This is a genomic window from Azospirillum sp. UFLA03-27, from assembly GCF_059803775.1.
On sequence record NZ_JAUQTX010000201.1, the window covers coordinates 1 to 12,570 of the forward strand.

The following is a 12,570-nucleotide window of genomic DNA, read 5'->3' on the forward strand; positions in this document are numbered from 1 at the left end:
CGTTGGCAGCCTGCTCCAGCAGCTTGCGGTCGACCGTGAAGGACACGATGGTGCCCGACGCGAAGCTCTCGGAGATGCGCTTGGTCAGGGCGTTCTCGGCGGTCGCCTTGACCGTCATCTCGCGGGCGGCGTTGGTCGTCGTCGCGCCGGACAGCGTGATCGTGCCCGTCGAGCCGACCGTGACGGTCTGGACGTCCTTGCCGCTGAGGCGGCCGTTGGCGCCCAGCGCGCTGTTGATCGACGCCTTGAGCTGGTTGGCGATGTTGTTGCGCGCGGTCTGACCCGTCGCCACGTCGCCGGCGGTGGCGGTGTAGGTGAAGGTCTGGTCTTCGACGGTGATGGTGAAGCTGTCGCCGGCTTCGATCGTGCCGCCCAGCGTCACATTGGTGACCTGCGCGGTGCCCGTCGAGGCCGTCCTCGTCGTGTTGGCAGCCATCGTCTGGCTGTTGTCGAAGTAGGTGATCGTGCGCGACTCGTTGCCGTCCGTGATGATGAACGACCGCTCGCGGCCCGAGGCGCCACGGACCTCGATCTGCACGTCGGAGAAGCTGCCGAGCGAGGTGGTCATCGTGCCGGACAGCTTCAGGCCGACCAGGCCGTGGGCCATTTCGGCGCTGTTGATCTCGCCGGCCGCGCCCTCGATGGAGCCGTCGCCCTTCACGCGCACCGTGTAGGTGTCGGTCGACACCACGTTGGTGATGCGGGCGTTCTCGATGCCCTGGATGGTGTTGACGGCGCGGCGCGACTCGCTGGTGGAGTCCAGCCGCAGGCCGTTGCCCGCCAGCAGATTCTTGCCGGCATAGCCGCTGTCGCCGGCCAGCTTGTCGATCTGCTCCTTCAGCGCGTTGAACTGGGCGGACAGCGTCTTGCGGGTGGCGACGGAGCCGGCGTCGGTGCCGAGCGCGGAATAGGCGGCGGTGGTCAGGCCGCGCGCCTGCTCGATCATGCTTTCGATCGCGGTCACGCCCTTGTCGGCGGCCTTGATGGTGCTGATCGACTGACCCATGGCGTCCTTCAACGACGACAGGTCACCGGCGCGCTGGGTCAGGCTCTTCGCTGCGAAGAACGAAGTCGGGCCGTCGAGCGCCGAATTGATCTTGTTGCCGGTCGAGAGGATGTTCTGCTTGACACCGATCTTTTCGTTCACGCCCTGCAGTTGCAGCAGATTCGTGCGCATTGACGCGGTGAGAGTGACGTCGTTGATGGCCATGGTTCCAAGTCTCCTTCTGAGGCTCGCCCCGCGGCTGGTGCTTGAAACCGAAGCGAGGCAACGTGCATTTGCGCGGTCCTCCTCTATCAAGACCCGTGCCAGTTCCTAAAAATCCCGATAACTTACTGTTCTGAAAAGACATCTATGGAGCGTGCCCGACGATCCGGTTTTGGTTGGCCGGACGGCCCTTCCTAGGGCGGCGGAAAGTTTTGCCGGGCAGAAAGGGTGTTGCGCCTCGGACCCCGGGACAAAACTTCCCAGTTGGGGGTCGGTCGGACCGTGTGCGAAGGGTGCCGGTAAGCCCTTGGTGACGGCGGCGGAGGGGGCTATCGTCGGGCTGTCGCGCCCATCGGGGCGCCACCCATCGCGGCGTTCTCGGCGCCCGCAACGAAGACGGAGGGATGAAGCATGGCCGGACGCATCGAGGCGCGGCTGAAGGAGTTGGGGATCGAGCTGCCGCAGGCGGCGGCCCCGGTGGCGGCCTATGTGCCCTACACCCAGTCGGGCAACACGCTCTACGTGTCGGGGCAGGTCACCGTGTGGAACGGCGAGCGCCGCTTCATCGGCAAGCTGGGCCAGGACTTCACGGTGGAGCAGGGCCAGCAGGCGGCGCGGCTGTGCGCGCTGAACATCATCGCTCAGGCGAAGGCGGCCTGCGGCGGCGATCTCGACCGGGTGGTGCGTGTGCTGCGTCTGGGCGGCTTCGTCAACGGCACCCCGGACTTCCACGACCAGCCGCTGGTCATCAACGGCGCGTCGGAGCTGATGATGCAGGTGTTCGGCGACGCCGGGAAGCACGCCCGCGCCGCGGTCGGCGCCCCGTCGCTGCCCGGCAACGTGGCGGTCGAGGTAGACGCCATCCTCGAACTGGCCTGATCCGGGGGTCCGACCGGGGGAGGGGCCAGCCTCTTGCCGCGGCGCGGAAAAGCGCCCACCTCCCTCGGCGTATCCGTGAAGGAGAGAGCATGCCCGACGGCAAGGACATCGGCCCCGGCGCCGGGGAGGCCATCACCGTCAAGGTTCTGACCGGCATCGGTCTGGCCGACCCCCGGGAATGGGACGCCTGCGCCGGGCCGGACAACCCGTTTCTCAGCCACGCCTTCCTGCTGGCGCTGGAGGAATCGGGGTCGGCCATCGGCCGCACCGGCTGGCAGCCCAGCCACCTCGCCGCCCTCGACGGGGCGGGGCGGATCATGGGGGCAGTGCCGCTCTATCTGAAGAACCATTCCTACGGCGAGTATGTCTTCGACCATGCTTGGGCGCACGCCTATGAGCGGGCGGGCGGGCAATATTACCCGAAGCTGCAGTGCGCCGTGCCCTTCACCCCGGTGCCGGGGCCGCGCCTGCTCGTCCGGCCCGGCGCCTCGACCCAGGGGATGGACGCGGTCGCCGGCGCCCTGATCCAAGGGATGGAGGAGGTGGCGCGGCGCTACGGCGTCTCCTCCGTCCACGTCACCTTTCCGGAGGAGGGTGACTGGCGCCGCCTCGGCGAGGCCGGCTGGCTGCTCCGCGAAGGCGTGCAGTATCATTGGGAAAACCGTGGCTACGCCAGCTTCGACGATTTCCTGGGAACCTTGAACAGCCGCAAGCGCAAGGCCATCCGCAAGGAACGGCGCGAGGTGGCGGAGAGCAGCGTCCGGCTGCACAGCCTGACCGGCGCCGACCTGAAGTCGGAGCATTGGGACGCCTTCCACCGCTTCTATCTGGAGACCGCCGACCGCAAATGGGGCGGCGGCTATCTGAACCGCGCCTTCTTCCGGTTGCTGGGCGAGACCATGGCCGACCGGGTCATGCTGGTGATGTGCGAGGACAATGGGGAGTGGGTGGCCGGCGCCCTGAATCTGATCGGGGCCGACGCCCTCTATGGCCGCAACTGGGGATCCGACGGCAGCTACCGCTTTCTGCATTTCGAGGCGTGCTATTACCGTGCGCTGGACTTCGCCATCGAGCGCGGCCTCGGCCGGGTCGAGGCGGGCGCCCAGGGGGAGCACAAGATCCAGCGCGGCTATCTGCCGGTGCCGACCTACAGCGCCCACTGGGTGGCCGACCCCGGCTTCCACCGTGCCATCGCCGATTACCTGCGCCGCGAGCGGCCTGGCGTGGCAGCGGAGCGGGAGGCGCTGATGGAACTGTCACCCTACCGCCAGGATGGCGTGTCGGAGCAATAGGGCCGGATCAGTAGGGCCGGATCAGTAGGGAACGCGATCGGGCCGGGCGGCCCATTCGTCGAAGACGGCGCGCGCCTCGTCGGCCAGCAAACGCTGCATGGGGATCGCCCGCTGTTCCAGCGGCAGGGCGATTTCCGTGTAGAGGAAGGCGTCGTCGAAACCGATGGACGCCGCGTCGTCGCGCGCGTTGGCGTAGACGATGCGTTCGATCCGCGCCCAGTAGATCGCCGACAGGCACATCGGGCAGGGCTCGCAACTCGTGTAGACGGTCGCCCCGGCGAGGCTGAAGCTGCCGAGATCGCGGCAGGCGTTGCGGATCGCGACGACCTCGGCGTGCGCCGTCGGGTCGTTGCTGGAGGGCACGCAGTTCCACCCCTCGCCGATGATCCGGCCGTCCCGCGCGATGACCGCGCCGAAAGGGCCGCCGGCGTTGCCCTGCATGTGTGTGCGGCTGAGCGCGATGGCGCGGCGCAGGCACTCCGTGTCGAAACTCGTCATGCTTCCTCTCTCCCAAACCCTAACCGCGTTTTCGTTCAATGGTTTAGAGACTGCCTTATGACCCCGGTCCGGCATGCGCCCCCGGCATTGCAGGGGTGGCGGACGATTGGGGATTTCTCCTTTACTGCCCATGCGCAAAGCGTAGTGTGGGCGGGACCAGCCGACCGACGGACCCGCCCGATGACCGACCGCACCATGGAATTCCTGAAGCAGGTGCGGGACCATCTATTCTATCTCAAACTGAAGCCGGGCGGTGTGCGCCTTCAGGCGAAGGGCGTCGATCTGTCGAGGCTCCGGCTGAAGGGTTTCAACCTGCAAACGGCCATCCTCACCCAGGGCAACTTCTCCGATGCCCAGCTTGAGGAGGTCAGCTTCGCCATGTCCGACCTGTTCGGGGCGAATTTCAGCCGGGCGAAGCTGGTGGGCTCCTCCTTCGCGCGGGCGGACCTGCGCGGGACGAACTTCCTGAAAGCCGACCTGACCCGCACCGACTTCGAGGGAGCCGATCTGCGCCCTGGCCAGATCATGGTCCACCGCGCCGGGCGCGAGGACGAGGAGGAGCGGCGGCCCGCCAACCTGACGGACGCGCGGATGGACGGCGTCAATTTCAAGGGCGCCGACCTCAGCCACGCCGAACTGGCCAACGCCTCGACGGCGGGCGGCGACTTCAGCAACGCCAACCTGTTCGCCGCCAATCTGGCCGGGGCCGACCTGACCGAGGCGAACTTCAGCGGGGCCAAGATGAAGCGCGCCGTGCTGAACGGCGCCAACCTGACCCGCGCCATCCTGCGCAACGCCGACCTGCGCGAGGCGACCCTGCGCAACGTCGACCTGACCGTGGCGGACACGCAAGGCGCCAACCTCAGCGGTGCCGTCTATATGAGGAACGCCGACGCTCTGCCGATGCTGGTGCGCAGCGTGCTGGACGCCCACATCCTGTGGATCAACAGCGGCGGCGGGGCCGGGCTGCGGGCGGACTTCACCGGGATGGACCTGCGCGGGTTGGACCTCACCGCCTGCGACCTGTCGGGCGGGGTGTTCCGCGACGCAAACCTGGACGAGGCCCGGCTGTCCAACGCCTCGCTCTCGCTGGCCGATTTCGGTGGTGCCACCCTGCGCCGGGCGCGGCTGGACCAGGCGGTGCTGACCGGGGCGAACCTGAGCGGGGCCGATCTGACCGGGGTGGATCTCCACGGCGCCGATCTCGGCATGGTGGACCTGCGCAATCCGGACGGCACCCCGACTGGGCGGAGCTGGCCCGCCAACCTGACGAACGCCACGCTGGCCGCTGCCGACCTGCGCGGCGCCCGCTTGACCGGGGCCAAGCTGGCTGGCGCCAGCTTCGAGATGGCCAACCTCGCCTCCGCCGACCTGCGCGGTTGCGACGACGCGGCGGCGAACCTGTCGAAGGCCAGCCTGATGGGTGCCCGCCGCGGCCCGCTGGACGCGCGGCCGCCGCGCGACGGCGGCGGACCCCTCATCGCCCTGTAGGCTTTACGTCCAGGCGGCGAGCACCGCGGCGGCGGTGGACTCGCGCAAAGGGGTGCGCTCGGGCGGAGCACCGCCATCGACGCGCAGGCCCATCAAGGTCTCCACCAGCGGCTCCGGCCCCGGCGTGACGCGGACTTGGCCGCGGGCGGCGATGTGCGGATGCTCCGGCATCTCCGCCAGCGTCGGCAGGGCCTCGAAGCAGCAGTCCACGGGGTCGAGCAGCGCCTTCCAGTCGGCGAGGCTGCGGCTGGCGAACAGGGCGTCCACCTCCGCGATCAGGGAGGTCTGGGGCAACGGGTCGGCTTGCCGGGCGATCCAGTCGGGGCGTCCCACCGCCTCGCAGAAGCCTTGCCAGAACTTGGCCTCCAGCGCCGACAGGGTGGCGAAGCGGCCGTCGGCGGTGCGATAGATGCGGTAGCAGGCGGCTCCGCCCGATAGCAGCGCCTCGCCGCGGGCCGGGACCTCGCCGCGGGCATCGGCGGTCAGGTTGAAGCCCTGCCAGCCCAGCACCGTCTCCATGATCGACAGGTCGAGGAAGCAACCCTCGCCGCTGCGCTGGCGCCCGAACAGGGCGGCGACCACCGCCAGCGCCGCCTGCTGGGCCGACGCGAAGTCGGCGACCGGCGGGTGGCTGATCGAGGGGCGGTCCGGCGTGCCCGAGGAATCCAGGCCGCCGCCGACCGCCATATAATTCAGGTCATGGCCGGCCCGCCGGGCGTAGGGGCCGCTGCTGCCCCAGCCGGACAGGCTGGCGTGGACCAGCCGCGGGTTCAGCGCGCGCAGCCGGGCGTGGCCGACCCCCAGCTTGTCCAGCACGCCGGGGCGGTAGCTTTCCACCAGGGCGTCGGCCCTGGCGATCAGCGTCTCGAAGGCGGTGCGGTCGCCCTCGTCCTTCAGGTTCAGGCGGATGATGGTCTTGCCAGCGTTCAGCAGCTTGTAGGCGGCGGTCGTGCCGTTGGCGTCGGTGGGGCCCATCTGGCGCAGCGGGTCGCCGCTCGGCGGCTCCACCTTCACCACCTCGGCGCCGAGGTCGGCCAGCATCTGGGCGGCGTAGGGACCCGGCAGATACTGGCCGAGATCGATGATGCGCAGTCCGCTCAGGAAGGGCAGGGGCATGGTGCGTTTCCTCATTCTTCGTTTCGGCGTGCTTTGTTTTGGGGGTGCCGCCTGGGAGGAGTGTCCGTGATGCGGCATCGGGAATGCAACCGTCCGCCCTTCACATTCGTGCCGCCTCCACCGTCCGTATCAGACCAACGGCGAGGAGGAAAACATGTCCACGGGCAAGGCTCCCAAGTACAGGGTCTACAAGGATCACCGCAACGAATGGCGCTGGACCTTCCACGCCGCCAACGGCGAGACCATCGCCGTCAGCAGCGAGGGCTAAACGGCCGAGCGCGACTGTCTGCACGGGATCACCCTGATGAAGAGTTCCAACGACGCGATCGTTCTGGTCGAGGAGTGATCGCTCGGCGATCCAACAGCCGGGCAAAAAGAAAGGGGGCCTTGCGGCCCCCTTTTTCGCGTCCCGTGCGAACCGGCGTCATTCCGCCAGTTCGTGCACGACCTCGTCCTCGTCCTCGTCGCCGGAGCGCCGCTTGCGCGACCCCTCGGTGTAGTCGAAGGCGGGCTTGTCGTCCTTCACGGTGACCTTGACCAGGCCGCCCTTGGCAAGCTTGCCGAACAGCAGCTCCTCCGCCAGCGGCTTCTTCAGGTGCTCCTGGATCACGCGGCCCAGCGGACGCGCGCCGTAGAGCGGGTCGTAGCCCTTCTTGCCCAGCCACTCGCGAGCCTGATCGTCGAGCTCGATCGTGACGCCGCGGTCCTCGAGCTGCGCTTCCATCTGCATGATGAACTTGTCCACCACGCGGTTGATGACCTCCTGGGTCAGCGGCGCGAAGGGGATGATCGCATCCAGACGGTTGCGGAACTCCGGCGTGAACAGCTTCTCCACCGCTTCCATGTCCTCGCCGACCCGACGCTCGCGCTCGAAGCCGATGGCCGGCTTGGCCATGTCCGAGGCGCCCGCGTTGGAGGTCATGATGAGGATGACGTTGCGGAAGTCCACCGTCTTGCCGTTGTGGTCGGTCAGCTTACCGTGATCCATGATCTGCAACAGGATGTTGAACAGATCCGGATGCGCCTTCTCGATTTCATCGAGCAGCAGCACGCAATGCGGATGCTGGTCGATGGCGTCGGTCAGCAGGCCGCCCTGGTCGAACCCGACATAGCCCGGAGGGGCGCCGATCAGGCGGGAGACGGTGTGCCGCTCCATGTACTCCGACATGTCGAAGCGGGTCAGCTCGATGCCCAGCGTGAGGGAGAGCTGGCGGGCCACCTCGGTCTTGCCGACGCCGGTCGGGCCGGTGAACAGGTAGTTGCCGATCGGCTTCTCCGGTTCGCGCAGGCCGGCACGGGCCAGCTTGATGGCGGAGACCAGCGCGTCGATGGCCTTGTTCTGGCCGAAGACCATGGTCTTCAGGTCGCGCTCCAGGTTGAGGAGCGTCTCCTTGTCGTCGCGGCTGACCGACTTCGGCGGGATGCGGGCGATCTTGGCGACCACCGCCTCCACGTCCTTGACGGAGATCTTCTTCTTCCGCTTGTTCTCCGGCAGCAGCATCTGCGCGGCGCCGACCTCGTCGATGATGTCGATGGCCTTGTCCGGCAGCTTGCGGTCGCCGATGTACTTCGCGGACAACTCCACCGCCGAACGGATCGCGTCGTTGGTGTAGCTCACCCGGTGATGCTTTTCGTAGTAGGTCTTGATCCCCTGGAGGATCTTGATAGCATCCTCGACCGTCGGCTCGTTGACGTCGATCTTCTGGAAGCGCCGGACGAGCGCCCGGTCCTTCTCGAAATAGTTCCGGTATTCCTTGTAGGTCGTCGAACCGATGCAACGCAGCGAGCCGGAGGCGAGGGCCGGCTTCAGCAGGTTCGAGGCGTCCATCGCACCGCCCGAGGTCGCACCGGCGCCAATGACCGTGTGGATCTCGTCGATGAAGAGGACGGCACCTTCCGTGGCCTCCAGTTCGGAGACGACGGCCTTGAGGCGCTCTTCGAAGTCGCCGCGGTACCGCGTACCGGCGAGCAGGGAGCCCATGTCGAGCGCGAAGATGGTGGCGCCCTTCAGCACCTCCGGAACCTCGCCATGGACGATGCGGCGGGCCAGCCCCTCGGCGATGGCGGTCTTGCCGACACCGGGGTCACCGACATACAGCGGGTTGTTCTTCGACCGCCGGCACAGGATCTGGATGGTCCGTTCGACCTCCTGCTCCCGTCCGATCAGCGGATCGATCTTCCCGCTGGCCGCCTTCTTGTTCAGGTTGACGCAATAAGCCTCTAGGGCTTCGCTGCCTTTCTTCACGACCTTCTCCGCCGCCGCGTCCTCGTCGGCTCCGGTAACGCGCTTCGCTTCCGAGCGGCCCGGGGCCTTCGCGATTCCGTGAGAGATGTAGTTCACCGCGTCGAAACGGGTCATCTCCTGCTCCTGCAGGAAATAGACCGCGTGGCTTTCGCGTTCAGAGAACAGGGCGACGAGCACATTTGCTCCCGTCACCTCTTCACGTCCCGACGACTGGACGTGGATGGCCGCGCGTTGCAGCACCCGCTGGAAGCCAGCCGTCGGCTTCGCATCATCGGGCCTGTTCGTGATCAGGTTCGCAAGCTCGTTGTCGAGGTAATCCGAGAGTTCGGCGCGCAGGCGGTCCAGATCGACCCCACAAGCGCGCAAGACGGCCATTGCATCGGCATCCTCGGTCAATGCGAGCAGCAAGTGTTCGAGCGTCGCGTATTCGTGCCTGCGCTCGTTCGCATGGGCCAGGGCTCGGTGCAGCGTCTGTTCCAAGTTACGCGACAGCATCTGTGGCCTTAATCCTTTTCTAGCGTACATTGCAGCGGGTGCTGGTTCTGGCGCGCAAAGTCCATCACCTGCGTGACTTTCGTCTCCGCCACTTCGTAGGTGAACACGCCGCACAAGCCCACACCCCGCCGGTGCACATGCAGCATGATCCGTGTCGCCTCCTCGCGCGACTTCGCAAAGAAGCGCTCCAAGACATGAACGACGAATTCCATAGGTGTGTAGTCGTCGTTCAACATCAAGACCTTATACATCGAGGGCTTTTTAGTCTTAGGCTTGGTTTTGATGACCACGCCCGTAGTGGTGCCCTCGTCGCCGTGTTTGTCGTTTTCGGCCATGGTCTCAACAGGTCAGCATCGCGATGTACGTCGCATGAATGATATGAGAACTCCGGGCGCGGTGGGAAGGGGCCGTTTTCGGTGAGTCCCCATTTGGGAGAGGCCCATTCGGAACGAAACCTGCCCGGCTACCCCGGAATTGGTGGAAAACATCCGCTTTGCGGCAGAACTGCCGCACCGGCGTGCCAAAAATAGCACGGCCGGCGCCCGATGCCGGCATCCTGTAGATGCCCATCGCCCGAAAACAAACAAGCCCGGCGGTCTGCACCGCCGGGCTTTCCCGGAACTTCACAATGCCGTGAGGCGGCAGGATTTAAAGCGGTACCGCCTTGCGCCGTCCACGCCCCCGGACGATTGTGTCCCGGGGACGATGGAGGGGGGAGCCGCCCCGGCCTCGCGACCGGGTCTGTGGAATCGCTGGCTCCGGGTCATTTTGTCTCAGGCTGACGTCTGGGGCCGGCCTGAATCAGGCGGCCTTCGCCGCGACCGGCTTGGACAGCGTCTCGACCGTGACCTGGAGGCGGTCGTTGATCGGCGCGAAGGCGTCCTTGGCGGTCTTCAGCGACAGCTCCTGCAGCTTGGCGCTCTCCTTGACGAAGGTCTCGAAGCTCGCCTTGGCGAAGCTGCTCTGCAGCTCGACCAGCTCCTGGATGGTCTTGACGGCCAGCAGGGCCTTACCGGTGGCGGCGCTCTTCTCCAGCGAGGACTGGGTGAAGGAGGCGACCTGCTTGCCGGCTTCCTCGGCGCCCTTGGCGACGATGGTGCCCGACTTCACGACGGCGTCGACGTTGCCCTTGGTCAGAGCGGTCAGCTCGTCGAAGCCCTTCAGGATCTGCGCCGAGGCCTTCTCGAACTGCTCCTGCTGGGACTTGACCAGGCCGTCCACGTTCAGCTTGGCGGCGGACACGGCGTCTTCGAAGGTCTTGGTGGCGGCGGCGAACTTGTCGGTCATGGAACGGCTCCTCGAATTTCATCGGGTTGACCCGCGCCGGACCCACCGATTGGCGACCGCGCGGATGATCCGACCTGCGACCCCGTGGCTTCGGGCGTCGGGTCGATGCTGCAATGCAGCATGGCTAAACTTAAGGCAGGAGAAAGCGCCTGTCAACGAGATTTTGTGCGGTGCACAAAAACTTTGGCGCGTCCCGGCCAGCCCCTTCACGCGCGAAGCCCGGCCGTCGGAGAACGGCCGGGCTTCGTGGTTCTGGGGTGTCGCCGCGTCAGGCGGCGATCGGCTTGGACAGGGTGCTGACGGTGACCGAGACGCGGTCCTTCAGCGGGGTCAGGGCCGCGGTGGCGACGCGGGTGCCGATGCCCTGGAGGCGGGAGGATTCCGCGACGAAGGCGTCGAAGCTGGCCTTCACATACTCGCTCTGGAGATCGACGACCTCCTTCAGCGACTTGGCGGTCAGCAGGGCCTTGCCGGTGGTGACCGACTTGTCGAAGGAGGCCTGGGCGTAGGCGGTCACCTCGCGGGTCAGCTCCTCCGCACCCTGGGTGGCGATGCTGCCGCTCTGGATCAGCGCTTCCACGTTGGCCTTGTTCAAGGCCTGAAGCTCGGCGGAGATCTTCAGGAGCTGGGCGGACAGCTTCTCGACCTGCTCCTTGGTGGCGGAAGCGGTCTGCTCGAACGTCTTCGCGGCCTGCTCCTGGCCAGCCTTGACGAAGCCCTCGACCTGCTCCTTGGCCTGGGCGGCGGCGCTCTCGAACGCCTGGGTGGGGGCGGGGGCCGGCTTGGCCTTCGTCACGGTCGTCATGCCTTGCGTTCCTTCCTTCGTCGAAGCCCGGCGCGCATCAACCCGGACCGGCGGACTGTCCGCCTGCGGGGCGCAGACCGGCTGCGTTGGGGAGACCCGGACGGCTCCGGGCCCGAAAATGCTGCAGTGCAGCAATGGCTAAACTATGGGCAGATGTCCGTGGAGTCAACAAAGAATCTTGTGCGTCGCACAATATATCAGTTGAGCCCGATCCCTTTGCTTGGTCGGTACGGCGAATGCTCCACCGTTCCGCCTCATGGGAAAACCGATCCACTTCGGCTCGACTGGGCGGAGCCTTTACGAAAGCTTTACCGCCGATCCTGCCCAATCCTACCCTGCCCGCCGAAGGGACGCGCTTCGGCCAAAGGTCAGACCAACCGCGGCGGAACGTCGCAGCTATCAGTTCGGGAACGTTCTTTCATGACCTATTGCCTCGGCATCAAGACCCGCGACGGCCTGATCGGCCTGTCCGACGGGCGCATCACCAGCGGCTCGCAGCTGTCGTCCGCGCGCAAGGTGACCATGGTGGGCAGCGGCGGCGACCGCTTCTTCATCCTGAACTCCGGCCTGCGCAGCGTGCGCGACAAGACGCTGGCCTACCTGCGCCGCGACATGTCCCGGCGCCGCGGCGAGAGCTATCCGACCATGCTGGACGCGCTGTCGGCCTTCACGGCCTGCCTGCGCCAGGTGGCGGCGGAGGACAAGGAGTCGCTGGAGGCGTCCAAGCTGGCCTTCAACCTGCACGCCATCATCGGCGGCCAGCTCGCCGAGGACCGCGAGCCCTACATGTTCCTGGTCTATCCGGAGGGCAACTGGATCGAGGTGGACGAGCGCACGCCCTACCTGTCGATCGGCGCCACCGCCTACGGCAAGCCGATCCTGGACCGCGCGCTGTCCTACAGCACGGACATGCAGACGGCGCTGAAGATCGCCTACCTGTCCTTCGACAGCACGCGCTTCTCGTCCAACGACGTCGGCTTCCCCATCGACATGGTGACCTTCAACGCCCAGGAGCGGCTGTGGCGCCAGTCGAACTTCGACTACGACGATCTGGTCGAGCAGCGCCTGTGGTGGAACCGCAACATCACCGAGCTGGCCCGGCGTATGCCGGACGGTCCGTGGGTGGACACGCTGCTGTCCGCCGGCGCGCGGGCGGATGTCGCTGAGGAAGAGGTGGTCTAGAGCATTTTCCAGTTACTCCGGTTCATAGCCGGCGGCGGTGAAGTAGTTGGCGCATTCGTTGGGAGGGAACTCA

12 protein-coding genes are annotated in these 12,570 nt (G+C 66.6%); 5 read left to right on the forward strand and 7 right to left on the reverse strand.

Going from position 1 to position 12,570, the window contains the following annotated elements; all coding sequences use genetic code 11:
- On the reverse strand, positions 1 to 1,210 hold a 1,210-nt coding region (locus tag Q4I23_RS24130), incomplete at its 3' end, for a flagellin (protein ID WP_498527898.1).
- A 408-nt stretch (positions 1,211 to 1,618) separates the two neighbouring features.
- Here Q4I23_RS24130 and Q4I23_RS24135 point away from each other — a divergent pair.
- Together Q4I23_RS24135 and Q4I23_RS24140 are read left to right on the forward strand one after the other, a co-directional pair.
- Complete coding sequence (locus Q4I23_RS24135) at positions 1,619 to 2,086, forward strand: RidA family protein (RefSeq protein ID WP_137140093.1); 468 nt, start codon at positions 1,619 to 1,621, stop codon at positions 2,084 to 2,086.
- An 89-nt stretch (positions 2,087 to 2,175) separates the two neighbouring features.
- Entirely contained in the window at positions 2,176 to 3,378 is a 1,203-nt protein-coding gene (locus Q4I23_RS24140) for a GNAT family N-acetyltransferase (RefSeq protein ID WP_498527899.1), read from the forward strand.
- A gap of 21 nt (positions 3,379 to 3,399) precedes the next feature.
- Here the strand turns inward: Q4I23_RS24140 and Q4I23_RS24145 are convergent, their stop codons facing one another.
- On the reverse strand, positions 3,400 to 3,876 hold the full coding sequence (locus tag Q4I23_RS24145) for a nucleoside deaminase (RefSeq protein ID WP_498527900.1): 477 nt from the start codon (positions 3,874 to 3,876) through the stop codon (positions 3,400 to 3,402).
- A gap of 180 nt (positions 3,877 to 4,056) precedes the next feature.
- Here Q4I23_RS24145 and Q4I23_RS24150 point away from each other — a divergent pair, with 180 nt between their 5' ends.
- Positions 4,057 to 5,367 (forward strand): pentapeptide repeat-containing protein, encoded by a 1,311-nt coding sequence (locus Q4I23_RS24150; RefSeq protein WP_498527901.1) that lies wholly within the window; start codon positions 4,057 to 4,059, stop codon positions 5,365 to 5,367.
- Positions 5,368 to 5,370: 3 nt separating this feature from the next.
- Here the strand turns inward: Q4I23_RS24150 and Q4I23_RS24155 are convergent, their stop codons facing one another.
- Complete coding sequence (locus Q4I23_RS24155) at positions 5,371 to 6,483, reverse strand: CaiB/BaiF CoA transferase family protein (RefSeq protein ID WP_498527902.1); 1,113 nt, start codon at positions 6,481 to 6,483, stop codon at positions 5,371 to 5,373.
- A gap of 154 nt (positions 6,484 to 6,637) precedes the next feature.
- On the opposite strand from Q4I23_RS24155, the gene Q4I23_RS24160 reads away from it, so the two are divergent.
- Entirely contained in the window at positions 6,638 to 6,751 is a 114-nt protein-coding gene (locus Q4I23_RS24160) for a YegP family protein (protein WP_498527903.1), read from the forward strand.
- Positions 6,752 to 6,907: 156 nt separating this feature from the next.
- On the opposite strand, the gene clpA is transcribed toward Q4I23_RS24160, so the two are convergent.
- The 4 genes from clpA to Q4I23_RS24180 form a co-directional block, all read right to left on the reverse strand.
- Positions 6,908 to 9,223 (reverse strand): ATP-dependent Clp protease ATP-binding subunit ClpA, encoded by a 2,316-nt coding sequence (gene clpA, locus Q4I23_RS24165; protein WP_035672029.1) that lies wholly within the window; start codon positions 9,221 to 9,223, stop codon positions 6,908 to 6,910.
- Positions 9,224 to 9,231: 8 nt separating this feature from the next.
- Positions 9,232 to 9,558, reverse strand: a complete 327-nt coding sequence (clpS, locus tag Q4I23_RS24170; RefSeq protein WP_035672033.1) for an ATP-dependent Clp protease adapter ClpS — start codon at positions 9,556 to 9,558, stop codon at positions 9,232 to 9,234.
- A gap of 466 nt (positions 9,559 to 10,024) precedes the next feature.
- Positions 10,025 to 10,510 carry a phasin family protein gene (locus Q4I23_RS24175; RefSeq protein WP_237904087.1) on the reverse strand — a complete coding sequence of 162 codons (486 nt, stop codon included), beginning with the start codon at positions 10,508 to 10,510 and terminating at the stop codon, positions 10,025 to 10,027.
- Positions 10,511 to 10,778: 268 nt separating this feature from the next.
- Entirely contained in the window at positions 10,779 to 11,315 is a 537-nt protein-coding gene (locus Q4I23_RS24180; protein ID WP_094305950.1) for a phasin family protein, read from the reverse strand.
- 420 nt (positions 11,316 to 11,735) lie between these two features.
- Between Q4I23_RS24180 and Q4I23_RS24185 the strand changes: the two genes are divergently transcribed.
- The gene (locus tag Q4I23_RS24185) at positions 11,736 to 12,497 is read left to right on the forward strand and encodes a proteasome-type protease (RefSeq protein WP_454018979.1); all 762 of its coding nucleotides are present in this window, start codon (positions 11,736 to 11,738) and stop codon (positions 12,495 to 12,497) included.
- Positions 12,498 to 12,570: the final 73 nt, after the last annotated feature.

Bases quoted from the DNA above. Each gene is read 5' to 3' on its own strand.
- Q4I23_RS24135 (WP_137140093.1), top strand. From the start codon at position 1,619: ATGGCCGGACGCATCGAGGCGCGGCTGAAGGAGTTGGGGATCGAGCTG.
- Q4I23_RS24140 (WP_498527899.1), top strand. From the start codon at position 2,176: ATGCCCGACGGCAAGGACATCGGCCCCGGCGCCGGGGAGGCCATCACC.
- Q4I23_RS24145 (WP_498527900.1), bottom strand. From the start codon at position 3,876: ATGACGAGTTTCGACACGGAGTGCCTGCGCCGCGCCATCGCGCTCAGC.
- Q4I23_RS24150 (WP_498527901.1), top strand. From the start codon at position 4,057: ATGACCGACCGCACCATGGAATTCCTGAAGCAGGTGCGGGACCATCTA.
- Q4I23_RS24155 (WP_498527902.1), bottom strand. From the start codon at position 6,483: ATGCCCCTGCCCTTCCTGAGCGGACTGCGCATCATCGATCTCGGCCAG.
- Q4I23_RS24160 (WP_498527903.1), top strand. From the start codon at position 6,638: ATGTCCACGGGCAAGGCTCCCAAGTACAGGGTCTACAAGGATCACCGC.
- clpA (WP_035672029.1), bottom strand. From the start codon at position 9,223: ATGCTGTCGCGTAACTTGGAACAGACGCTGCACCGAGCCCTGGCCCAT.
- clpS (WP_035672033.1), bottom strand. From the start codon at position 9,558: ATGGCCGAAAACGACAAACACGGCGACGAGGGCACCACTACGGGCGTG.
- Q4I23_RS24175 (WP_237904087.1), bottom strand. From the start codon at position 10,510: ATGACCGACAAGTTCGCCGCCGCCACCAAGACCTTCGAAGACGCCGTG.
- Q4I23_RS24180 (WP_094305950.1), bottom strand. From the start codon at position 11,315: ATGACGACCGTGACGAAGGCCAAGCCGGCCCCCGCCCCCACCCAGGCG.
- Q4I23_RS24185 (WP_454018979.1), top strand. From the start codon at position 11,736: ATGACCTATTGCCTCGGCATCAAGACCCGCGACGGCCTGATCGGCCTG.